Source organism: Streptomyces sp. NPDC040622, assembly GCF_055593965.1.
Map to the genome: position 1 here is coordinate 554,659 of NZ_JBVIXD010000002.1, position 21,180 is coordinate 575,838.

Here is a 21,180-nt window from a genome sequence, read left to right on the forward strand (position 1 = left end):
CATGCACTTACGAGGTCAACGATGTCCCCGTTCCACACCGCCGTGCTCGCGGCCGCGCCCGCCCCCGAGGCGCCACCCCACACCGGCGGCATCCTCACCCTGATCGACGGCACGGCGGGCCTCCTGACCGTCGCCGCGCTCGGCATCCTGCTTCTGCTCTTCCTGATCATCAAGGTCAGGCTGCAGCCCTTCGTGGCGCTCCTCGCGGTCTCCATAGTCGTCGGCCTGTCGGCCGGCCTCTCCGTCACCGAGCTCTTCGGCACCGTCCAGAAGTCCGACGCCGTCTCGGTCATCGAGTCCGGCATGGGCGGCATCCTCGGCCATGTGGCGATCATCATCGGCCTCGGCACGATGCTCGGCGCGATCCTGGAGGTGTCCGGCGGGGCCGAGGTCCTCGCCTCCCGCCTCCTGGGCCTCTTCGGTGAGAAGCGCGCGCCCCTCGCGATGGGCCTGACGGGTCTGATCTTCGGTGTCCCCGTCTTCTTCGACGTCGGCATCTTCGTCCTCGCGCCGATCGTGTACGCCGCCGCCAAGCGCAGCGGCAAGTCGATCCTCCTGTACTGCCTGCCCCTGCTCGCGGGTCTCTCCATGACCCACGCGTTCCTGCCCCCGCACCCGGGTCCCGTGGCCGCCGCCGGCCTCCTGAAGGTGGACCTCGGCTGGGTCATCCTGATGGGCATCGTCTGCGGCATCCCCGCGGTCCTCGCCGCCTGGGTGTTCTCCGCGTGGATCGGCAAGCGCATCTTCGTGCCCGTGCCGCAGGACATGGTCGAGGCCGCCGACGAGGCGAAGGCCGCGGTCATCGCCGAGCAGCGCGCGGCGGGCGTGACGCCCAGCGAGAAGCCGGTGCCGCTCGGCACGGTCTTCACGATCATCGGCACGCCGCTGGTCCTGATCCTGCTCGCGACGTTCTCCTCGATCGCCTTCGACCCCTCGACGTTCCGCTCGGTCATCGAGTTCTTCGGCAGCCCCTTCGTCGCCCTGACGATCGCCCTGCTCATGGCGTACTACCTGCTGGGCATCCGGCGCGGCTGGTCGCGCAAGTCCCTGGAGACGGTGTCGACCTCGTCCCTGAAGCCGGTCGGCAACATCCTCCTGGTCGTCGGCGCCGGCGGGATCTTCGGCGCCGTCCTCAAGGCGAGCGGCGTGGCCACGGCCATCTCCGACACCTTCCAGGACGTCGGCCTGCCGATCATCGTCCTCGCCTACCTGCTCTCCCTGATCCTGCGCGTGGCCCAGGGCTCGGCGACGGTCGCGATCGTCACGACGGCGGGCATCGTGGCCCCCCTCCTCTCCGAGGGCGACTACTCCCAGGCCTTCGTCGCCCTGGTCATCATGGCCATCTCGGCGGGCTCCATCTTCGCCTCGCACGTCAACGACGGCGGCTTCTGGATGGTCGCGAAGTACTTCGGCATCAGCGAGCGGGACACGCTCAAGACGTGGACCGTGCTGGAGTCGGTGCTCTCGCTGGCCGGGTTCGCGGTGGCGGCCGTGGTGAGTCTCTTCGTGTAGCGCGCTCCCCTTCCTTCGGTCCGCAGGGGCACCCGGTGAGCGGCACCGGGTGCCCCTGCGTGCTGTACGGGGCGGAGCGCGACCCGTAACTGCCCTGTGCGCGACCCGAGTTCGACCGGGTGGCCGTGTGCAATGGAAGGCGGAGGGAGAGACCCCGAACGGGCTTGTGATGAGGATGACCCGGTGCGATCCTTGCCGCCATGTCAGCCGCTCCTCGCCAGCCCGACTACGGATCGGTACTCGAGGAGGTGAGGAAGGTGCGGCGGGCCGGTGTCGTCAGACTGCGTGAGATCGATACGCCCGAGCTGAGCCGTATCGCCCGAGAACTCCCGGACGGCGCGGGCGACAGGTCGGGCGGGACCGTGGAGGGGCTGCTGCGGACCGCGGTCTTCGGGATCGGCGGCGGCAGCCTCCAGACCGCCGCCGAGTACTCCCTCGGACTCGCCCAGGGCACCCGCGACTGGCCGCCCGCCGACCGGCGCCGCAGGGCCGCCCAGGTGTACGGGGTCAGCGTCGAACGCTTCCGCAAGCACCACGAGCTGATGGTGCTCGGGCAGATCGCCGAGCAGGTCGTCGGGCTCGCCGTACGCCCGGCCCCGGACACCGCCCCCGACCCCGTCAGGCTGCCCACCGTCCACCGCGAGCTGCGGCTGTCCCTGCACGGCCGCACCGTCACCGTCACCGTGCACGTCCACTCGGTGGACCTGCTCCGCGACGTCGACGTCGTCGTCTCGCCCACCAACACGTACTTCGCGCTGCCCGCCGCCTACAAGTCGTCGGTCTCGGCGACCCTGCGCAGGGCGGGCGCGCACAAGGACCCGGCGGGGGGAGTCGTCGAGGACCACGTCCACGACGAGCTACGGGGGTGGGTCGCCCGGCACGGAACTCCGGGCCGGGCGGCCCTGCCGGGCACCGTCGTCGCCACCTCCTCCGGGGCACTCGCCGGCCAGGGCGTCCGGCGGATCTACCACGTCGCCGTCGCCGTGCCCCGGCCCGAGACCAACGACTACGACGTGCAGTCCGCCGACGTGACCCGCGGGGTGGCCCGCGTCTTCGCGCTGCTCGCGGAGGAGTCCCGCGCCGCCGACCCGCCCCTCACCTCCCTGTGTCTGCCGCTGCTCGGCGCGGGCCGCGGCGGCCTCCCGCCGCTGGAGAGCTTCGGTGCCCTGTGGGCGGCCGTGGAGGCGGAACTCGCCCGCGGCGCCGACTGGGACGTCCATTTCGTCGTACGCCGCCACGCGCGGGCCGACCTCATCGAGAGGCTGCTCGCCGGGCTCGCCGACCGGGGGAACCCATGAACCCGTACGCCGTGCTCGCGGCCGCCGCCGCGCTCTGGGACCGCATCGCCGACCGGCTCGACCAGCCGCTGCGCGAGCGCCTCGCCGCGCTCCTTGGAGTCGTGCGCGGCCGGGGCGGCGACGACGCCACCCGGCGCGAGGCGGCCGACCGGGCGGCCCGGCTCCTGCGGGAGCGGCTGCCGGAGGAGTTCGGCACCGGGAGCGAGGCGCGGCTCGCCCTGGACGCGGACCCCGACGCGGGCGTCGGGGCCACCGGCTACCAGGGGTTCCGCGTCGAGGACCTCGCCGTGCTCCTCATCGACGGGCACCGCATGGTCGGCCCGGTGCTCGGCCCCGTACGCGAACGGCTGCTCGCCGCCCCCGCGCTGGACGCCGACGCGGTGCTGCGGCACGGCGGCAACCCGTTCGCGCCCGAGCTGATCCGGCTGACCGGCGTGGGCGGCCTGCCGCGCCTGCCGAGCTTCCAGTTCTCCGAGGACGCGATGCCCTGGCTGGTCGTCCTGGAGGTCAACACCCTCCTGGAGGCCGACCGCGACCCGTGGGGCGCCGCCGACTGGTGGCTGTCCGACAACGCCTGGCTCGGCACCCCGCCCGCCCGGCTCCTCGGCACCGGCAGCGATCGCCGGCTCGCCGAGACCGCACGGTACTTGATGGAGGGTGACTAGCCGTGCCCAACTACCGGCCGCCCGACAGACTGACCGCCACCCCCGCCAAGGTCACGCTCCCGCGCGGCACGATCCTCTACCGCGTGCACTCCGCCCGCCGCGAGGCCGCCGGGTTCAACCCGCGCCCCGCGCACTGCCTGTACGGCGGCGGCCGCTTCGACGGCACGGGCTGCGATCCGTACGGCTACCTCTACGCGGGGCTCAGCCCGGTCGCCGCGGTCTGCGAGACGATGCTGCGCTCCCTGCCGTTCGACCCGGCGGGCGGCCCGCGCCTCGTGCAGCGGGTGAGCGTGCGCGGGCGGCGCCTGACCACGCTGCGGCTGGCCGCCGACGTCACCGTCGTGTCGCTGATGTCCGCGCAGGACCTGGCGGGCGTCCACCAGGACACCTGGCTGGTGCAGACGGAGGCGGTCGACTACGCGTACACGCGCGACTGGGCGCACTGGATCCGTGACCACACCGACCCGTGGGCGCAGGGCTTCGTCTGGCGCTCGAAGCGGGAACCGGAGGACCGCACGGTGCTCCTCTTCGGCGACCGGTGCCCGCAGCGGGCCCTGGAGGTCGTCGACGAGCCCCCGGTGGACTTCGGCACGGACGACGGAGAGCAGTGGCTCAACTCCGTCCTCGAGCCGTACCACGCGCGCCTCGCCCCCTGAGCGGCCGTCGGCCGGCGCTACTTGGGGACCACCGTCCGCACCGCGACCGTACGGGTCGCCCAGCGCCCCGGCGCGCCCTCGCCGACCCGCCCCAACTTCCGTGTCACGTGCGGCCGCAGACGCAGGACCCCCTCCCGCCCCGGCCGCGGATCGGCCCGGGAGGAGGAGCGCCGCGGATCCCACTCCGGCAGCTGGAACGGCAGCGTGTTCAGCTCCCCCTCGGCCACGACGAGCTTGAGCCAGTCCCGCACCGACGCCCCCGGCACCACCGGCCGGTCCGGGGGCAGGGACAGCTGCACGGGCTCGCCGTCCAGCGCGTGGCCCGTGCCGCCCGGCGCGATGAAGTGCCCCGGATACAGGGCGGAGTCGGCGGCGTAGCCGTCGGTCAGATCCACGAGCAGACACCACAGCGGGCGGCTCGCGGAGCGGTTGTGCAGCCGGACGGAGACCAGCGGGGGACGCGGCCCCTCGGGGCCCGGCGTGTAGGGGCAGACGATCTCCCCGCTGCCGTCCGGCAGCAGCGCCTCGCCGCCGGCCGCGTCCCAGGGGCTGATCTCCACGCGCACCAGGCCGTCCAGGGGCGAGGGCCGTGCGGTGAGGTCCCGCAGCTGGTGCCAGCGCGTGAGGTGGACGAGGCAGTCGGCGACGCGCGCCGCGTCCCCCCGGCCCGCGAACGGCAGTGGTGCCACGAAGGGGCCTCCGTCGCGGCGCAGTACGTGGACCGACGCGCCGCGCACCTCCACCCGGAAGTGCAGGTCGGCGGCGTCCTGAGGGGTGGCGACGACGCGGAGCAGCGGGGAGGCCGAGGCGATGACGTCCCGCAACGCCCCTTCCCCGTCCGGGTGTTCCGCCGCGGTGAGTGACACCGTCGCCGGCGGCGTGGCGAGCGCCGAGAGCGCCACCGGGTAGACGCGGTCGGCGGCGGGCCGCCAGTCGACGAGATCGACGAGCGTGCGGTGGCCCTGCACGGACCGGGCCCGCACGACGGGTCCGGCGGCGCCGTTGGGCGACCCGCCCGCGCTCCCGCCCTGCGTGGCCGCTCCGTCGACCCCGTGCGTGCCGTGCGTGCCGTGCGCCGCGTTTCCCGCGGACGGCAGCACCGTGAACTCCGTGCCCGAGGCCCCGGCCCCCTCCCGCAGCCCGTGCCCGCTGCCGCAGTCCACCTCCCAGCCGTCCCCGCCGTACCGCAGCAGGTACGGGCTGGGCGTGCGCGCCACGGCGCCGCCCAGGAACGGCAGGTCCGCGACGCCCCCGGGCTCCGCCGGGTACAGCACCGGCTGCTGCCCGCCCCCGTTGCGCTGGAGGCGGGCGTCGGCGGCGGACAGGAGTTCGCGGTAGGTGGCGTCGGGGCCCGCCTCCCGTGCGACGCCGAGCAGCGCGTGGGTGAAGGCGCCGTGCCTGCGGCCCGCGAAGTCCCCCTCGTACGACAGCTGGTTGAGCCTGCTCGCGGCGAGCAGCAGGGGGCGTGCGGGGCCCTGCGGTACGGCCACGTCCCGCGCCGCCGCCCCGGTCAGGTCCCAGCCGGGGGCCGGTGGCGTCCAGCGGGCGGTCAGGTCCGCGTCCCGGGTCGCGCCCCCGGAGTAGCAGCAGTCGAGGACGGCCGCGGTGTGCGCGCCGCGCGCGGCGACCGCGTCGAGCAGCGCGCCCAGGCGCTTGTCGGGCAGCGGCCCGTCCACGCAGACGAGGGCCTGGTTGTGGCCGGTGGCCTCCACGAGCAGGTCCGCGCCCGTCGCCCGGGACTGTGTGCCGTGCCCGGAGAACCAGAGCAGCGCCGTGTCGTCGGGGCCCGCCGCCCCCAAGTGCCGCTCGACGGCGTCGACCACGGCGGCGACGGTGCCCTCCGCGTTCAGCAGGACCCGTAGCCGGGCCGTGCCGCCGGTGCGTTCGGTGAGGAGCCTGCGGGCCTCGGCGATGTCGTTGACGCAGCCGGTGAGCGGCGTCGCCGTCCGCGCCGGGTAGTCGTTGATGCCCACCATGAGTGCGTAGATCGTCCCCATGGAGGAAGATTCTGGCAGCGCGGCCGGACGCCCGGGGGGTGTTCACGCGCACGTCCCGCGGCGGGGGCCCCGGACGGGAAGAAGGTCCGGGGCCCCGTGGCGGGCGTCAGCTCGCGCAGTACTGCGATTCCTTGCCGATCGACCGGTACATGCAGTCCGCGTTCTCCAGGAGCTGCAGGACCGCGTCGCGGTTGCGGTTCGTCTCCCGCTCGATCACCTCGTCGGGCGGGTAGAAGCCGCCGGCGCCCGCGGACGTCGGGTACATCTCGAAGGTGTAGCTGAAGATCTTCTGGTTGCCCCACAGCCAGTCGTCGATCGATCCGTCGGTGATGTAGAGGTCACTGGACTGCTCGGGCGTGTAGCCGTTGCTCGCGGCCATCTTGCGGCCGACGGCGGCGTGCGCGTCGCGGTCGTCCTGGGTGAGGCCGGGGGCGGTGTCGTTGTACGTGTAGCCGTACGGCCACAGCACGAGCTCGCTGTACGTGTGGAAGTCGATGCCCGCCTTGATCTGCTGCTTGCCGCCGATGACCCGGCCGCGCACGAAGTCCGCGACGACCTTGACCTCGGGGGCCGACTCGCCGCGCGCGCCGCGGTAGGTGTCCGAGCCGGGGGAGCCCGACGAGCCGCCGCAGCAGCCCCACTTGAAGGCCCAGTTGCGGTTCAGGTCGGTGCCCACGCTCGACGAACCGCTGTTGGGCTGGCGGTTCTTGCGCCAGCTGCGGTACGAGCCGGTCGCGATGTCGTACTCGCCGCCGTCCGGGTTCAGGTCCGGCACGATCCAGATCTCGCGCGAGTCGACCAGCTTCTTGATCCGCGCGTCGGTGGCGTAGTCGTCGCCCAGCTCGCGCAGCAGGTAGAGGGCCATCTCCACCGTCAGGTGCTCACGTGCGTGCTGGTGGTGGGTGAAGAGGACCTCCGGCTCGGCCTCGTCGGTGGCGACGTTGTCGCTGATCTTGAGGGCGACGATGTCCCGGCCCGAGTAGGACTTGCCGATGACCTTCTTGCTGATCAGGTTCGGATGGGCCGCGATGCGCTGGTCGATCTCCGCGTTCATCTCGGCGTAGTTGTGGTACCTGGCGTCGGCGGACGGGAAGTCCTTGGGCTCCACGGCCTGCCCGTTCGTCCGCTTCGGGGGGCCGGCGAGCGCCTTGAGCTCGTAGCCCGACTCGCGGAGTCCGGCCGCCTGTCCGGCGTCCGCCGAGACGACCACCGCGCGGGCGTCGACCTCGTCGATCGCGACGCCGGTGCGGGCGAGCGCGGTGCGCGCCGCGCGGTCGTCGGCCAGGGGGATCTCGTACTGGCGCGTTTCCTCGTCGGCCGCCGTGGCCGCGCTCCGGGGGGCCTGGCCGGCCCCGCCCGGTGCGGCGTTGGCGGTGAGCGGGGCCGCCACGGCGAGGGCGAGAAGGGCCGCGAGGGCGGCCGGTCTTCTGCCACGTGTGCGGAGTCGCATGAAGTCTCCTCAGGGGTGGGGGGCTGTTCAGTGCGACGTGCGGGTGTGACGTGCGGGGTGCGGTCGCGGGGTGCGCGGTCGCGGGGTGCGCGGCCCCATCGTCGAGGCGTGGCATGCACCGGTCAATGCAGTCTTTGGCCAACCTCTTGTGTCCCGCGCCGTGATGCGCTTTCTTGATCGGCATGGCTGAAACGACTGGCAGTGGCACCGCCGCCGGCGAAGCGGAACCCCCGCTCCGCAAGGCGAGCTGGAAGTACGTGGGCCCCGGCATCGTCGTCGCGGCCACCGGGGTCGGCGCGGGTGACCTCGTCGCGACGCTCATCGCGGGCAGCAAGTTCGGCTACACCCTGCTGTGGGCCGCGATCATCGGCTGTCTGGTGAAGATCTCCCTCGCCGAGGCGACGGGCCGATGGCATCTGGCCACCGGACGCACCCTGTTCGAGGGCTGGCGCAGCCTCGGCCAGTGGACCACCTACTACTTCGCGATCTACGTGGTCATCTGGGGCTTCGTCTACGGCGCGACGGCCATGTCGTCCAGCGCGTTGCCGCTCGTGGCGCTCTTCCCGGACGGGCCGAGCCTGAAGACCTGGGCGATCATCTGCGGGCTGCTCGGCCTCGCCTTCGTCTGGTTCAACCGGTACGCCGTCTTCGAGAAGGTCATGACGGCCGTCATCGGCATGAAGTTCCTGATCGTCGTGTACGTCGCCATCCGCGTCGCCCCCGACCTCGGCAACGCCTTCGCGGGCCTCGCGCCCGTCCTGCCCGACGGCTCGCTGCTCTACACGCTCGGCCTGATCGGCGGGGTCGGCGGCACCATCACGATGGCCGCGTACGGGTACTGGGTGAACTCCAAGGGCTGGACCGACATCAGCTGGCTCAAGGTGATGCGCCTGGACAACCGCGTCGCGTACATCACGACCGGTGTCTTCGTCGTCGCGATGATGATCATCGGCGCCGAGCTCCTGCACTCCACGAACGTCGCCCTCACCTCCGGCGACCGGGGCCTCATCGACCTCGGCAAGGTCCTGGAGGACAAGTTCGGCGCGGTCACCGCGAACCTCTTCCTGATCGGCTTCTTCGCCACTTCGTTCGGCGCGCTGATGGGCGTGTGGCACGGCGTGAGTCTGATGTTCGCGGACTTCGTGGAGCGGCTGCGGCGCGAGCGCGGCGCCTCCGTGGCCGGGGGCGACATGGTCGAGGAGGTCGCGGCCGGCAAGCGCGAGAAGTCGGTGCCGTTTCGCGCGTACCTGCTCTGGCTGACTTTCCCGCCGATGGGCCTGCTCTTCCTCGACGAGCCGTTCGGCCTCGTCATCGCCTACGGCGTACTGGGCGCGTTCTTCATGCCCTTCCTCGCCCTCACCCTGCTGTGGCTCCTCAACACCTCGCGCACGCCCCGGCAGTGGCGCAACGGCATGCTGAGCAACGTGATGCTGGCCGGAGCCGGTCTGCTGTTCCTGGTCCTGTGCGTGCAGCAGGTGCGCGACCTGCCCTGGTGACCCGACGCACGCAGCGCCGCCGGGGGAGCGGCGGCGCTGCGGTCCTTGAGGGGGGCGGGCCGGGGTTACGGCAGGCCGTGCACGTGCGCGCCGACCGACGTGGACCAGGCGCTGCCCGAGGACGCGTCCCAGTTGGTGGACCAGGCCATCGCGCCCCGGATGTCCGGGTACGTCTTGGACGGCTTGAAGGAGCCGCAGCCCGTGCCCTTGGCCAGACAGTCCAGGGCGTCGTTCACGACGTCCGGGGCGACGTAGCCGCCGCCCGCCGCGCTGGACGACGCGGGGACGCCGATGCCGACCTGCGAGGGCGCGAGGCCGTTCTCCAACTGGATGCAGGCGAGCCCGGTGAGGAAGTCGACGGTGCCCTGGCTGTAGACCTTGCCGTCGCAGCCGATCATCGAACCGCTGTTGTAGTACTGCATGTTGACCACCGTGAGGATGTCCTTCACGGCGAGCGCGGTCTTGAAGTACTCGTTCGACGGGGACTGCATGTCGATGGTCTGCGGGGCCATCGTCAGGACGAGTCCGGAACCCGCCTTGCCCGCCAGCGACTTGAGGGCCTGCGTCATGTACGTCGAGTTGAGGCCGTTCTCCAGGTCGATGTCGACGCCGTCGAAGCCGTACTCCTGCATGAGCGCGTACAGCGAGTCCGCGAAGGCGGCCGCGGACGCCGCGTCATTGACCGCCACCGCGCCCTTCTCGCCGCCGACGGAGATGACCACGGACTTCCCCGCGGCCTGCTTGGCCTTGATGTCGGCCTTGAACTGGTCGACGGTGTAGCCGCCGAGGCCCGCCGAGTCGAGGTTGAAGGCCACCTGGCCCGGCGTCCCGGTGGCGTCGGCGAAGGCCACCGCGATGATGTCGTACTCGTCCTGCACGTCGGCCAGCTTCTGCACCTGGGCGCCGTTGTCGAAGTTCTGCCAGTAGCCGGTCACCGCATGCGCGGGCACGGCGCGGGCTCCGGCGCTCGCGCGCTGCGCGCCGGTGGAGCCCGGGTCGGCGGTGGCGACGCCGCCGGCGAGGCCGCCGGTCAGGGTGAGGGCGAGTGCGGTGACGGCGCCGGCGAGGGCACCGGTCCTTCTCCTGCGTGTGCGGTCCACTACTGCCTCCGGTGGGGGGAGAGGTGCGTCGGACATGGGGGGAGAGGTGCTTCGCAACGGTGGCCACCGCCGTGTGCTTGGTCGTACAAGCTGGTCCAGACCAATTGAGTTGTCAAGGGCTCAAGCATCACTTGCTTCCCGGCGGGATCGCCCACCTCCACATGAACAGTGGGAAGTTGGGTGTTGAGGCGACCATGACGTGGATATGGTGCTGAGGCAGGAGTGCACGAGGACCGGGGGTGTACGCGTTGCCGACCGCCATAGCCGTCACCGGCCCCGACCTCGTGCTGCCCTCACCCGACCGGCACACCCCCTCGGCCGCCGTCCTCCAGTCCGCCGTGCAGTCCCCGCGGACGTACTCGCTGGACCAGGCGATCACCGAGATGCACACCCTCGTCGAGCACCACGGGTACGTCATCGCGCTGTGCCCCGCCTCCGCGCCCGCGTCCGTCGCGCACCGCCTGCACGCCGTCCGCTCCGTCCTGGAGAGCGACCGCATCGCCATCGTCCGCTCGGACCTGCCGCCGCTCGGCCTCGCCGTCCTCGCCCTGCAGCTGCGGCAGCTCTCGGTCTGCGACTTCAGCCCCGGCGTGCTGGCCTCCGCCGCCCGACTGCTCTCCCACTACATCTACGCGGGCGCTCTGCTCGGCTCCGTCGCCAAGCTCGACCGCGTGCCCGTCAGCCTCCAGTCGCACGCCAAGTCCTGGGTCCCGGGGACTCAGTTCGCCGTCCTCGCGACACCGCGCCCCGAACTGGTGAAGGTGTCGGGCGGCGACGGGGCGCGCCTGTCGGGCCCGGGGTTCGGCACGCGGATGCTCCACGCCCCCGGCCGCCTCACGTCCGACTGGGTGAGCGGCACCCTCGCCCCCGCCTGGAAGTGCCAGGAGGTCACCGAGGCCCGGCTGTCCGGCGAGTCCGAGCGCTGGTGGGCCACCGGCAGGCTCGTCGAGTTCGCCGCGGCCATCCCGGACATCTCCGTCCTCTACCAGCTGGTCTCCTCCGTCCGGCGCGACGACTGCCACTGGTGCGGCCTCGAACTCATCGGCGACCGCTGCGCGTTCTGCGCCGCGCCCCTGCCGCCGCCCGCCGAACGCCCCTCGCCACCGGTGCGCGCCCTCGCCGCCCGCGCCGCCACCGCCCCGCCCCGCGGCGCGACCTAGGACCGGGCCGCCCGCCCCCGCACCCCGTACGCGACCGACGACCGCACGCGCGCCACCCCGCTCACCGTCCGTAGCCAACCGCACTCGATCGAGGTAGTCCGGCCCATGAACTCACGCCAGCGCCGCGGCGTCATCCTGCTGGTCCTGTCGGTCCTGTGCGCGTTCGGCGCGTTCGCGGGCGTCCTCTCGGTGATCCGCGACGTGAACTCGAAGGTGGGCCCCGAGGTCGCCGCGTACAAGCTCAAGGGCGACATCGCGCCCTACAAGGAGCTCACCGCCGACCAGTTCAAGAAGGTCGAGATGCCCGAGCGGTGGCTCTCCGACAACGCCGTCACCGACCTCGGCGAGATCCGCGGCAAGATCGCCGTCACCCAGCTGCGCAAAGGCTCGCTGCTGCAGACCGACATGATCGTGCGGCGGCCCGAACTCGGCCCGGGACAGCAGGAGATCGCGATCATGATCGACGCGGCCACCGGCGTCGCGGGCAAGATCACGCCCGGTGCGAAGGTCAACATCTACGCCACCTTCAAGGGCGAGACCGACAAGGCGAAGGACCAGTCCAAAGTCATCGTGGAGGGCGCCAAGGTGCTCGACGTCGGCAAGCTGACCCCGCTCGAACCGGACCAGGACGACCGCACGCGCCGCCGCGCCACCGAGGCCGTGCCGATCACCTTCGCCCTCGGTACCGCCGACGCCCAGCGCGTCGCGTACGCCGAGTCCTTCGCCACGCACGTCCGGCTCGCCCTGGTGGGTGCGGGCGGCGACGCGACCGTGCCGCCGCGCGACCGGACGTACACCCTCGACGAGGACAAGTAGGAGGTCACGTATGACCACTCGGATCCTCCCCGCCGTCGGCGACGTCGACGCGGCCCGCGCGCTGTCCACGCTCGTCGGACAGCTGCCCGACACCGAACCCGCCCCGCCCGTCGCCGACTCCACGGCCCTGCTCGACACCCTCGCGCGGCTCGCCGCCGAGTCCGTCGACGAACTGCCCGAAGTCGTCCTCGTCCACGAGCGGATCGGCCCCGTCCCCGCCCTGGACCTGATCCGCGACCTCGTCCTGCGCTTCCCCGCGGTCGGCGTCGTCCTGATCACCGCCGACACCAGCCCCGGCATCCTCACCGCGGCCATGGACTCCGGGGCGCGCGGCATCGTCGCCCTGCCGCTCGCCTACGACGCGCTGGCCGAGCGCGTCCAGGCCGCCGCCGGCTGGTCCACCGGCATGCGCAGGCATCTGGGCAACGGAAGCGGCGGCCTGGAGCTGTACGGGGCCGCGGCAGGACCGGGCGGCGCGGGCACCGTCGTCGCGGTGAGCGGCGCCAAGGGGGGCGTCGGGACGACCGTGACGGCCGTCCAGCTCGCGCTGGCCGCGAGCGCGTCGGGCCGCGCCGTCGCCCTCCTCGACCTCGACCTGCAGTCGGGGGACGTCGCCTCCTATCTCGACGTGCAGTTCCGCCGTTCCGTCGCCGACCTCGCCGCCATCACCGACATCACGCCCCGCGTCCTCCAGGACGCCGTCTACAGCCACGAGAGCGGCATCGGCCTGCTCCTGGCGCCCGGCGAGGGCGAGCGCGGCGAGGAGGTCACCGACCGCGTCGCCCGCCAGATCATCGGCGCCCTGCGCACCCGCTACGACGTCGTGATCGTCGACTGCGGCGCCTACGTCACCGCGGCGAGCGCAACGGCCGTCGAACTCGCCGACCAGGCACTCCTGCTCGTCACCCCCGACGTGGTCGCCGTCCGTGCCGCCAAGCGCATGGTCCGCCTCTGGGACCGCCTGCAGATCCGCAAGGCCGAGGAGACCGTCACCGTCGTCAACCGGCACGGCAAGGGCGCCGAGATCCAGCCCTCCCTCGTCGAACGCGTCACCGGCACCCGCACGGCCCGCTCCACCGTCCCCGCGGGATTCAAGGAACTGCAGGCCGCCGTCGACGCCGGCCGCATGCAGGACCTCGACAGCCGCTCCTCGGTGAAGCAGGCGCTGTGGGGCCTCGCGGGCGAACTCGGCCTGGTCGACGCGGCGGCGTCGGGCGGCGCCAAGCGGGGCGGGCTCGCCCTGCGCAGGAAGGCGGCGAGCGGCGACCGGGGCGCGGTCACCCTCGAATTCACCGCGATGTTCCCGCTGCTGCTGGTCGTCATGACGATCCTCTGGCAGTGCGCGCTGTACGGCTACTCGTACTCCCTCGCGGGCAACGCGGCGGACGAGGCGGCCCGGGCCGCCACGGCGGCCTACGCGGCGGGGGAGGGCGCGGACGATGCCTGCTCGTCGGCGGCCCAGGAGCACCTGCCCGACGCCTGGCAGGACGCGGCGGTCTCCTGCACGGACGAGGGCGCGGTGTGGAAGGCGCACGTCTCGGTGGACGTACCCGTGTTCTTCCCGGGCTTCGACGCGGGATGGCACGTGGACGGGGAGGCGGGGGCGGCCAAGGAGGGGGAGGACGGGTGAGGCGGCCCGGGCTCCTCACGGCAGGCGGGCGTACGGCAGGCGGGCGCACGGCACGCAGGCGTACGGCAGGCGGGCGCACGGCACACGGGCGTACGGCACACGGATGGCCACGGGCGGACCGGCGGCGACCCAGCCGGCCGCGGCGTGGCCACCTCCGCCGCCGGGACGACCGGGGCGTCTCCATGCTGGAGTTCGCCGGCTTCCTGCCCGTCCTGCTGCTCGTCGGCCTCGCCGCGATCCAGCTCGGCCTGGTGGGCTACGCGGCCAACCAGGCGGGATCGGGCGCCCGCGCGGCGGCCCGCGCCGCCTCGCAGGGCGACTCCGGCGAGGCGGCCGGCACGGCGGCCATGGACGGCGGCCTCACCGCGTTCGTGGGCGTCAGCCAGGGCGGCGCCACGACGACCGCCACCGTCGAGGTGCAGGTCCCCACCCTGCTCCCCTTCGTCGACACGGACTGGAGCGTCACCAAGAAGGCCACCATGCCCAACGACGAGGTCGCCGACTGACCGCCGACCCGAGCCCGGAGGGCGCCGACCGAACCGTTCGGACAGCCGACTCCCGTACGTACGAAGGAGGTTGAAGCACGACATGAGTCTGCGGGACCGCGTCGCACCCACCCACCAGACCGAGCCGAGCCGTGACGACGGCCTCGTCGCCGTTTACCGCGCCAAGCTCCTGGAGGAGATCGACCTCGCCGAGATGTCCTCGCTCGCGGCGGCGGACCGGCGGGTCCGCCTGGAGCGCGTCCTCGGCCACATCATCAGCCGCGAGGGCCCCGTCCTCTCCACCTCCGAGCGCGCCCAGCTGATCCGCCGCGTCGTCGACGAGGCCCTCGGACTCGGCGTGCTGGAACCCCTGCTCGCCGACGCCTCCATCACGGAGATCATGGTCAACGGCCCCGACTCGATCTTCGTGGAGCGTGCGGGCCGCGTGGAACAGCTCCCCCTCCGCTTCGCCTCCAATGAGCAACTGATGCAGACCATCGAACGCATCGTCTCCACGGTCAACCGCCGCGTGGACGAGTCCAACCCCATGGTCGACGCCCGCCTGCCCACCGGCGAGCGTGTCAACGTGATCATCCCGCCGCTCGCCCTGACCGGCGCCACGCTCACCATCCGCCGCTTCCCCCGCGCGTACACGCTCCCCGAACTCATCGGCCTCGGCTCGCTCGACGAGCACATGCTGATGCTGCTCGCCGCGTTCGTGCGCGCCCGCTTCAACCTCATCGTCAGCGGCGGTACGGGCACCGGCAAGACGACCCTCCTGAACGCCCTCTCCGGCCTGATCCCCGCCCACGAACGCATCATCACCATCGAGGACTCCGCGGAGCTCCAGCTCCAGCAGGAACACGTCATCCGCCTCGAATCGCGCCCCCCGAACGTCGAGGGCAAGGGCCAGATCACCATCCGCGACCTCGTACGCAACAGCCTGCGCATGCGCCCCGACCGCATCATCGTCGGCGAGGTTCGCGGCGGCGAGACCCTCGACATGCTCCAGGCGATGTCGACGGGCCACGACGGCTCCCTGGCCACCGTCCACGCCAACACGGCCGAGGACGCCCTGATGCGCATGCAGACCCTCGGCTCCATGTCCGAGGTCCAGATCCCCTTCGAGGCACTGAAGGACCAGATCAACTCGGCGGTCGACGTCGTCATCCAGCTCGCCCGGCACGGCGACGGCTCCCGCAAGGTCGCCGAGATCGTGCTGCTCGTCTCGCACGGTCGCCAGCAGTTCCGCATCGTCCCCGTCACCCGCTTCGTGCCGCGCCCGCTCGGCGCCGACCGCGTCGTGCACGGCCGCTTCGAGCACCTGCCGCTGCCGCGCGAGATCGCCGACAAGCTGTACGTCGCGAACGAGCCGGTGCCGCCGGCGTTCGGCGTGGCGGAGGCCATCGACGTCCTGAACACGAGGGAAGCGATCGGATGAACAACCCCGCCCTCCTCGCCCTCGGCGCCACGATCCTGACGGGCACGCTCGCGGTCGCCGGCGTCCACACGTACGCGTCGGGCCGCGCCCAGCGCCAGGCCCTCGTCGACCGGCTCGCGCTCGGGCCCGGCACGGGGGACGGCGGCCCGCCCGGCCGCGCCCGCCGCTTCGGCGCCGTGGACCGCAGGCTGCGCCGCACGCGCCTGGGCCGGGCACTGCACCTGCGCCTGTCGGCGACGGGCCTGGACCTGACGCCGGGCGAGTTCTTCACCTACGTCGTCGCGGTCGTCGTCGCGCTCTGGCTGATCGCGGCGGCCACGCTCGCGCCGTTCTTCGGCCCGATCGCGGGACTCGTGGCGGTGTGGGGCGCGGTCGCGTTCCTCAACTGGCAGCGCCAGAAACGCATCGAGGCCTTCATCAACCAACTCCCCGACGTGGCGCGCATCCTGGCCAACGCGACGGCGGCGGGCCTCGCCCTGCGCACCTCGCTGGCGATGGCGGCGGAGGAGCTGGAGGCCCCCGCGGGCGAGGAACTCTCCCACGTCGCCGACCAGTTGACGATGGGCCGCTCCATCGACGACACCCTCGGCGAACTGGCCGATCGCCTCCCCTCCCGCGAACTGATAGTCCTCGTCACCACCCTCGTCCTCTCCAACAAGGCGGGCGGCACGGTGGTCAACTCCCTGCGCAACCTCACCCAGACACTGGAGGACCGCAAGGAGACGCGCCGCGAGGTGCGCACGATGCTGTCGGAGGTCCACGCGACGGCCTTCACCGTCCCACTGCTCGGCCTCGGCTCCCTGCTCCTCATCAACTCCTCGAACGAGGGCGCGCTGGAACGCGTGACGGGCTCACCGCTCGGCCAGACCCTGATCCTCATCTCCCTCGGCCTGTACGGCATCGGCTTCTTCGTGATCCGACGCCTCGGAAAGATCGAGGTCTAGGGATGCGCCGCGAAAGGAGTGGAGAACGGTGATGGCGCTGGTCCTCGCAGCGGTGATGGGCCTGGCCGTGGCGGGCGTCTGCCAGGGCATCCGCATGTACCGCGCGGACGCCAAACTGCCCTCCGACCTGGCCGTGGCCCTGGAGATCGGCGCGACCCGCGTCTCGGTGGCGGGCTCGGCGGTGGACCGGCTCGGCATGCGCTTCGCCCCCCTCGTCCTGCGCCTGATGGGCCCGAAACGGGTCGACGCAAAGCGCCGCAGGATCGACATGGCGGGCAACCCCGGCGGCCTGACGATCGACCGGTACGCGGCACGGCGTGCGGTCTACGGCGTCTTCGGCCTCGTCCTCGGCCTGGTCTTCCTCACCAACGGCTCGCCGCTCTTCGGCCTGCTCACCCTGGCCTTCGGGGCGGTCGCCGCCGACGCGCTGATCTGGCAGGCGATCCGCGAGCGCCGCGAGGTCATCGACCGCACGCTCCCCGACTTCCTCGACGTCCTCGCCGTCGTCGTCTCGGCGGGCCTCGGCTTCCGCCAGGCACTGGACCGGGTGGCCGAGCGCTACGAGGGTCCGTGGGCGGACGAACTCCACATCACCCTGCGCCAGATGGACATGGGCGTCAGCCGCCGCCAGGCCTTCGACGAACTCCGCCGCCGCAACGCCTCCGAGCAGGTCGCCCAGTTCGTCTCCGCCCTCCAGCAGGGCGAGGAGCTGGGCTCCCCGATCGCGGACACGCTCATCCAGCTCGCCACGGACATGCGCCGCACGGACGCGCAGAACTCCCGGCGCAGGGCGGCGAAGACGATCCCCAAGGCGACGATGGTGACGCTGGTCTTCATGCTCCCCGCCACGATGATCCTGATCGCGGCGGGCATGTTCCTCGGCTCGGGCTCCGACTTCGGCTCGATTCTGGGGCGTTGACGTGCGCGGCCCCCGCCCGGGAACACGGACTCCGCGAAAAGCCTTCGCGGATGCAACTCGATGTGGGACAGTCAGGGCTGAGTTCACGGTTCGCGGGAGGGGACTTCGTGCATGGTGATCTCACCGAGGGGGAAGAGAACCCGCCAACTTGCGGGCAGGGCACCCCGGATACTGCATACGTTGCGCAGAGTTGCTGCCGATGTACGCCTTGTGGCGTACGTTGCCTCTGACCACGAAGGGCGCGGTATCGGGTGGGAGAGAAGGAGCCGTCGTGCTGAAGGAACGCGTGCTCAAAGTCTGGGTCGACTGGACGGTCACCGTGGCGGCCCGGGTTCGGGGCGAGGGCCGGGATGCGGGGGCGGGGTTTGTGGAGTATGCGGGGCTGATGATTCTTATTGCGGGGATCTTCACGCTGATCGATCAGTTGGGTTTGGACGGCACGATCTCCGGGGCCATCGGGGATGCGGTCGACGACGTGGTCGGTGGCTGACTTCCGGACTCCGCAGTGATCAAGGGCAGACTCTCCCCATCTACATCTGGATGACGGGGATTCTGCTCTTCGTCGCGTTCGCCTTCTTCGCCTTCGCCCAGGCTGCGTCGGCACGCAATGGCGCTCAATCGGCTGCCGACGCCGCGGCATTGGCCGCGACCCAGGACGCCAGGGACGAACTTCTGGACGGACTGGAGTTGTCCATCGGCAAGGACGACGACTGGTTGGACTGGCTCATGGGTGACAAGTTCACCGGTGCCGGGGCTCGGGACGCGGCGGACGCGCTGGCCGCCGACAACGACTCGATCGTCATCGGCTTCGGTCCTGCCGAGGTGAACGGCTACCCGGGCTTCCGCGCGGAGATCGAGACCACGTACACCGTCGGCGACTCGATCATCCCGGGCACGGAGTCCAAGCACGCCAAGGCCGATGCCACGGCCGTCATCAAACCGCGCTGCGACTTCGATCCTTCGGCCGACCCGGAGAAGGCCGTGGAGTTCACGTGCGACGGCGGCGAATCCTTCGAGATCGACCCGGACGACTTCGAACTGGACGACCTCCCGGACGCCTCCGTTCTCTTCTCTGTCCACCTGGCCGACTGACCCGAAGGAAGGAAGCCGTAGCGATGAACATTCGGCGCACCATGAAGACTCGCAGGGCGATGACCGCTGTGGCGATCACTACTGGGCTGGTCCTCACGGTCGCCGGCTGCGGTGGTGGTGGAGATGACGACAAGCCCGACAAGACCGGGTCCTCGTCGTCATCGGCGGAGAAGGGCGGAGGCGACGACAAGCCGGAGGAGAGCGCGAGCCCCTCGGCCGACGAGGTCCTGGCGGAGACCAAGGACGGAGACGTCGGTGTCACCATCACGTCCGCCCGCAGGGACGGGGGTGGGTTTGTCACTGTCTCGGGCACTGTGACAAATAACGGAAGCCAGTCGTGGATGGGCGCCGACTGGGCCAGCGACGAACGGGAGCTGCGTTCCAACGGCGGCTCTCTGTCAGGGGCCAGCCTCGTGGACACCGGGGGAAAGAAGAAGTACCTCGTGTTGCGGGACACATCAGGGCGTTGCCTCTGCACCAAGTTCGACGGGCGCGTGAAGGAGGGTGAAACGGTGAACTGGTTCGCACAGTTCCCGGCGCCACCCGACGGAACCGGCAAGGTCACCTTCCAAGTGGGGTCGATGCCCCCCGCCCCCATCGAAATCTCCGAGGGCGAGTGACCCCATGACCCACATCCCCCTCACTCGCACCCCCCGCACCCGCTCCCGAACAACCCTCGCCGCCGCCACCCTCACCGCCATCGTCCTCTTCGCGCCCCCTGCCCTCGCCGCCGACGACGACCCCACCGCCCCACCCGGCAGCACCACCACCTCCCCGCCCCCCGAGGTCGACTCCAACAGTCCGGGGCTGAAGCTCGCCGACGGGGCCACGCTCGCGCCCGCCAAGGTGCTGGACATCAAGTCCGTCGTCGAGGACCTCGGCGGCGAGGAGCGGCGCGAGGACACCAACACCGACGTGAAGTTCGCGCTGCAGGCGGAGGTGCTGTTCCCCAAGGACAGCGGAAAGCTGAATCCCGAGGCGAACGCCCGGATCAAGGCGATCGCCGAGGAGGCGAAGGCACAGAAGGCGACGGACGTCCGCGTGTTCGGGTTCACGGACAACCTCGGCTCCTACGGCCACGGCAAGAAGCTCTCCCGCGAACGCGCCGAGGCCGTGCACGACGAGCTGGCCTCGCACCTCGGCCCCGAGGTCACCTACTCCGTACGCGGCTACAGCGAGGACTACCCGATCGCGGACAACGGCTCGGAAGAGGGCCGCAAGAAGAACCGCCGCGTCGAGGTCTCGTTCCCGCGCGGATCGACGGGAACGGCCGGCTGAGCGGACGCCGCCCCACCACGGCGCCCCACCGCGGTGCCGCCACGCCGCGTGAGCGGTGGCAGCGTCAGCAAGAGCGGAGACGCGCCCGAGTGCGGCCTCAGCGAAGCCGAGTGCGGCCTCAGCGAAGCCGAGTACAGCCTCAGCGAAGCCGGGTGCGCCCTCGGCGAACCCGCGTGGGACCGCATGACGGGGCGAGTTGAGCCGTACTGCTGTTTCCGGCCTTCCGGCCGACACCGAGCGCTCGTCGGCCCGGCCCCCGGCACGGGCCTCGAAGAGCTTGTCCGGACCGATCTCTGAGGGGTCCGGCGGACTGTCCGGCGAAACCGGGATGTGGCGACGTCGTCCCCGATGTCAGGATTGCCCCATGAGCCCCGACACCACCCCCAGCCCCGAGACCCCCGGCACCCCCACCGCCCCCGGCACCCCCACCACCCCTGCCGCCCCCACCCCGCGCACCTTCGACGACCTGGTGGCCGAGGCCGAGGCCGCGCCCACCGAAGGGTGGGACTTCTCGTGGTTCGAGGGGCGGGCCACCGAGGCACGGCCCTCGTGGCGGTACGCCGAGGCGATGGCGGGGCGGCTCGCGGGGGCCTCGGCGAGCCTCGACATCCAGACCGGCGGAGGCGAGGTCCTCGCCTCCGCGGACGTCCTGCCACCGCTCGCCGTCGCCACGGAGGGCTGGCCCGCGAACGTCGCCAAGGCCACCGCCCTGCTGCACCCGCGGGGCGTGGCGGTCGTCGCGTCACCGGAGGCGGCCCCGCTGCCGTTCGCGGACGGCGCGTTCGACCTGGTCACCAGCCGGCACCCGGTGAAGGCCCGCTTCGACGAGATCGCCCGCGTACTGCGCCCCGGCGGGACGTACTTCGCCCAGCACGTCGGGCCCGCCAGCGTCTTCGAGGTCGTCGAGTACTTCCTGGGACCGCAGCCCGCGGAGATCAGGAACGGCCGCCACCCCGACGTGGAGCGTGCCGAGGCCGAGGCGGCGGGCCTCGACGTGGTGGACCTGCGGGCCGAGCGGCTGCGGATGGAGTTCCTCGACATCGGCGCGGTCGTCCACTTCCTGAGGAAGGTGGTGTGGATGGTGCCCGGCTTCAGCGTCGAGGAGTACCGGCCGCGCCTGCGCGAGCTGCACGACCGCATCCGGACGGAGGGGCCCTTCGTGGCCCACAGCACGCGGCACCTCTTCGACCTGCGCAAGCCGGTACTGTCGGACGACAAGTGACCTGCGGACGCGAGGAGTT

At 71.9% G+C, this 21,180-nt stretch carries 20 protein-coding genes; 17 read left to right on the forward strand and 3 right to left on the reverse strand.

The features are described from left to right. The first annotated feature begins 21 nt into the window (after positions 1-21). The 4 genes from ACZ592_RS06975 to ACZ592_RS06990 all read left to right on the forward strand — a co-directional run bounded on the left by ACZ592_RS06975 (position 22) and on the right by ACZ592_RS06990 (position 4,131). Positions 22-1,512 carry a GntP family permease gene (locus tag ACZ592_RS06975; RefSeq protein WP_471580448.1) on the forward strand — a complete coding sequence of 497 codons (1,491 nt, stop codon included), beginning with the start codon at positions 22-24 and terminating at the stop codon, positions 1,510-1,512. 200 nt (positions 1,513-1,712) lie between these two features. Then, positions 1,713-2,810, forward strand: coding sequence for a macro domain-containing protein (locus ACZ592_RS06980; RefSeq protein ID WP_471580449.1), 1,098 nt, complete (start codon positions 1,713-1,715; stop codon positions 2,808-2,810). Beyond that, positions 2,807-3,475, forward strand: a complete 669-nt coding sequence (locus ACZ592_RS06985; protein WP_471580450.1) for a hypothetical protein — start codon at positions 2,807-2,809, stop codon at positions 3,473-3,475. Before ACZ592_RS06980 ends, ACZ592_RS06985 begins: the two co-directional genes overlap by 4 nt. Before the next feature lie 2 nt (positions 3,476-3,477). Next, positions 3,478-4,131, forward strand: a complete 654-nt coding sequence (locus ACZ592_RS06990; RefSeq protein WP_471580451.1) for an RES family NAD+ phosphorylase — start codon at positions 3,478-3,480, stop codon at positions 4,129-4,131. 17 nt (positions 4,132-4,148) lie between these two features. Here the strand turns inward: ACZ592_RS06990 and ACZ592_RS06995 are convergent, their stop codons facing one another. Beyond that, entirely contained in the window at positions 4,149-6,128 is a 1,980-nt protein-coding gene (locus ACZ592_RS06995; protein WP_471580452.1) for a caspase family protein, read from the reverse strand. 106 nt (positions 6,129-6,234) lie between these two features. Next, a complete protein-coding gene (locus tag ACZ592_RS07000; RefSeq protein ID WP_471580453.1) occupies positions 6,235-7,578 on the reverse strand; it encodes a M14 family metallopeptidase in 1,344 nt (447 codons plus the stop codon). A gap of 182 nt (positions 7,579-7,760) precedes the next feature. Here ACZ592_RS07000 and ACZ592_RS07005 point away from each other — a divergent pair, with 182 nt between their 5' ends. After that, positions 7,761-9,074, forward strand: coding sequence for an Nramp family divalent metal transporter (locus ACZ592_RS07005; protein ID WP_471580454.1), 1,314 nt, complete (start codon positions 7,761-7,763; stop codon positions 9,072-9,074). Positions 9,075-9,139: 65 nt separating this feature from the next. On the opposite strand, the gene ACZ592_RS07010 is transcribed toward ACZ592_RS07005, so the two are convergent. Then, a complete protein-coding gene (locus tag ACZ592_RS07010) occupies positions 9,140-10,210 on the reverse strand; it encodes a chitinase (RefSeq protein WP_471580455.1) in 1,071 nt (356 codons plus the stop codon). A 203-nt stretch (positions 10,211-10,413) separates the two neighbouring features. Between ACZ592_RS07010 and ACZ592_RS07015 the strand changes: the two genes are divergently transcribed. From ACZ592_RS07015 to ACZ592_RS07070, 12 genes are all read left to right on the forward strand, one after another. Beyond that, positions 10,414-11,334 (forward strand): hypothetical protein, encoded by a 921-nt coding sequence (locus tag ACZ592_RS07015; RefSeq protein WP_471580456.1) that lies wholly within the window; start codon positions 10,414-10,416, stop codon positions 11,332-11,334. A 105-nt stretch (positions 11,335-11,439) separates the two neighbouring features. Then, positions 11,440-12,150 (forward strand): Flp pilus assembly protein CpaB, encoded by a 711-nt coding sequence (gene cpaB / locus ACZ592_RS07020; protein WP_471580457.1) that lies wholly within the window; start codon positions 11,440-11,442, stop codon positions 12,148-12,150. Positions 12,151-12,160: 10 nt separating this feature from the next. Beyond that, a complete protein-coding gene (locus ACZ592_RS07025; protein WP_471580458.1) occupies positions 12,161-13,780 on the forward strand; it encodes an AAA family ATPase in 1,620 nt (539 codons plus the stop codon). A gap of 182 nt (positions 13,781-13,962) precedes the next feature. Then, a complete protein-coding gene (locus ACZ592_RS07030; protein WP_471580459.1) occupies positions 13,963-14,286 on the forward strand; it encodes a TadE/TadG family type IV pilus assembly protein in 324 nt (107 codons plus the stop codon). A gap of 82 nt (positions 14,287-14,368) precedes the next feature. Then, a complete protein-coding gene (locus ACZ592_RS07035; protein WP_471580460.1) occupies positions 14,369-15,706 on the forward strand; it encodes a CpaF family protein in 1,338 nt (445 codons plus the stop codon). After that, positions 15,703-16,650, forward strand: a complete 948-nt coding sequence (locus ACZ592_RS07040) for a type II secretion system F family protein (protein ID WP_471580461.1) — start codon at positions 15,703-15,705, stop codon at positions 16,648-16,650. Before ACZ592_RS07035 ends, ACZ592_RS07040 begins: the two co-directional genes overlap by 4 nt. A gap of 31 nt (positions 16,651-16,681) precedes the next feature. Continuing rightward, on the forward strand, positions 16,682-17,569 hold the full coding sequence (locus ACZ592_RS07045) for a DUF5936 domain-containing protein (protein ID WP_471580462.1): 888 nt from the start codon (positions 16,682-16,684) through the stop codon (positions 17,567-17,569). A 286-nt stretch (positions 17,570-17,855) separates the two neighbouring features. Next, on the forward strand, positions 17,856-18,059 hold the full coding sequence (locus tag ACZ592_RS07050) for a hypothetical protein (RefSeq protein WP_471580734.1): 204 nt from the start codon (positions 17,856-17,858) through the stop codon (positions 18,057-18,059). 50 nt (positions 18,060-18,109) lie between these two features. Beyond that, complete coding sequence (locus tag ACZ592_RS07055) at positions 18,110-18,661, forward strand: pilus assembly protein TadG-related protein (protein ID WP_471580463.1); 552 nt, start codon at positions 18,110-18,112, stop codon at positions 18,659-18,661. 23 nt (positions 18,662-18,684) lie between these two features. Next, entirely contained in the window at positions 18,685-19,281 is a 597-nt protein-coding gene (locus tag ACZ592_RS07060; RefSeq protein WP_471580464.1) for a hypothetical protein, read from the forward strand. A gap of 4 nt (positions 19,282-19,285) precedes the next feature. After that, complete coding sequence (locus ACZ592_RS07065; RefSeq protein ID WP_471580465.1) at positions 19,286-19,939, forward strand: OmpA family protein; 654 nt, start codon at positions 19,286-19,288, stop codon at positions 19,937-19,939. Between the two features lie 364 nt (positions 19,940-20,303). Continuing rightward, on the forward strand, positions 20,304-21,161 hold the full coding sequence (locus tag ACZ592_RS07070) for a class I SAM-dependent methyltransferase (RefSeq protein WP_471580466.1): 858 nt from the start codon (positions 20,304-20,306) through the stop codon (positions 21,159-21,161). The last annotated feature ends 19 nt before the right edge of the window (positions 21,162-21,180 follow it).

Coding starts and splice junctions, on each gene's coding strand:
- ACZ592_RS06975 (WP_471580448.1), top strand. CDS start 22: ATGTCCCCGTTCCACACCGCCGTGCTCGCGGCCGCGCCCGCCCCCGAG.
- ACZ592_RS06980 (WP_471580449.1), top strand. CDS start 1,713: ATGTCAGCCGCTCCTCGCCAGCCCGACTACGGATCGGTACTCGAGGAG.
- ACZ592_RS06985 (WP_471580450.1), top strand. CDS start 2,807: ATGAACCCGTACGCCGTGCTCGCGGCCGCCGCCGCGCTCTGGGACCGC.
- ACZ592_RS06995 (WP_471580452.1), bottom strand. CDS start 6,128: ATGGGGACGATCTACGCACTCATGGTGGGCATCAACGACTACCCGGCG.
- ACZ592_RS07000 (WP_471580453.1), bottom strand. CDS start 7,578: ATGCGACTCCGCACACGTGGCAGAAGACCGGCCGCCCTCGCGGCCCTT.
- ACZ592_RS07005 (WP_471580454.1), top strand. CDS start 7,761: ATGGCTGAAACGACTGGCAGTGGCACCGCCGCCGGCGAAGCGGAACCC.
- ACZ592_RS07010 (WP_471580455.1), bottom strand. CDS start 10,210: ATGTCCGACGCACCTCTCCCCCCACCGGAGGCAGTAGTGGACCGCACA.
- cpaB (WP_471580457.1), top strand. CDS start 11,440: ATGAACTCACGCCAGCGCCGCGGCGTCATCCTGCTGGTCCTGTCGGTC.
- ACZ592_RS07025 (WP_471580458.1), top strand. CDS start 12,161: ATGACCACTCGGATCCTCCCCGCCGTCGGCGACGTCGACGCGGCCCGC.
- ACZ592_RS07030 (WP_471580459.1), top strand. CDS start 13,963: ATGCTGGAGTTCGCCGGCTTCCTGCCCGTCCTGCTGCTCGTCGGCCTC.
- ACZ592_RS07035 (WP_471580460.1), top strand. CDS start 14,369: ATGAGTCTGCGGGACCGCGTCGCACCCACCCACCAGACCGAGCCGAGC.
- ACZ592_RS07040 (WP_471580461.1), top strand. CDS start 15,703: ATGAACAACCCCGCCCTCCTCGCCCTCGGCGCCACGATCCTGACGGGC.
- ACZ592_RS07045 (WP_471580462.1), top strand. CDS start 16,682: ATGGCGCTGGTCCTCGCAGCGGTGATGGGCCTGGCCGTGGCGGGCGTC.
- ACZ592_RS07055 (WP_471580463.1), top strand. CDS start 18,110: ATGACGGGGATTCTGCTCTTCGTCGCGTTCGCCTTCTTCGCCTTCGCC.
- ACZ592_RS07060 (WP_471580464.1), top strand. CDS start 18,685: ATGAACATTCGGCGCACCATGAAGACTCGCAGGGCGATGACCGCTGTG.
- ACZ592_RS07065 (WP_471580465.1), top strand. CDS start 19,286: ATGACCCACATCCCCCTCACTCGCACCCCCCGCACCCGCTCCCGAACA.
- ACZ592_RS07070 (WP_471580466.1), top strand. CDS start 20,304: ATGAGCCCCGACACCACCCCCAGCCCCGAGACCCCCGGCACCCCCACC.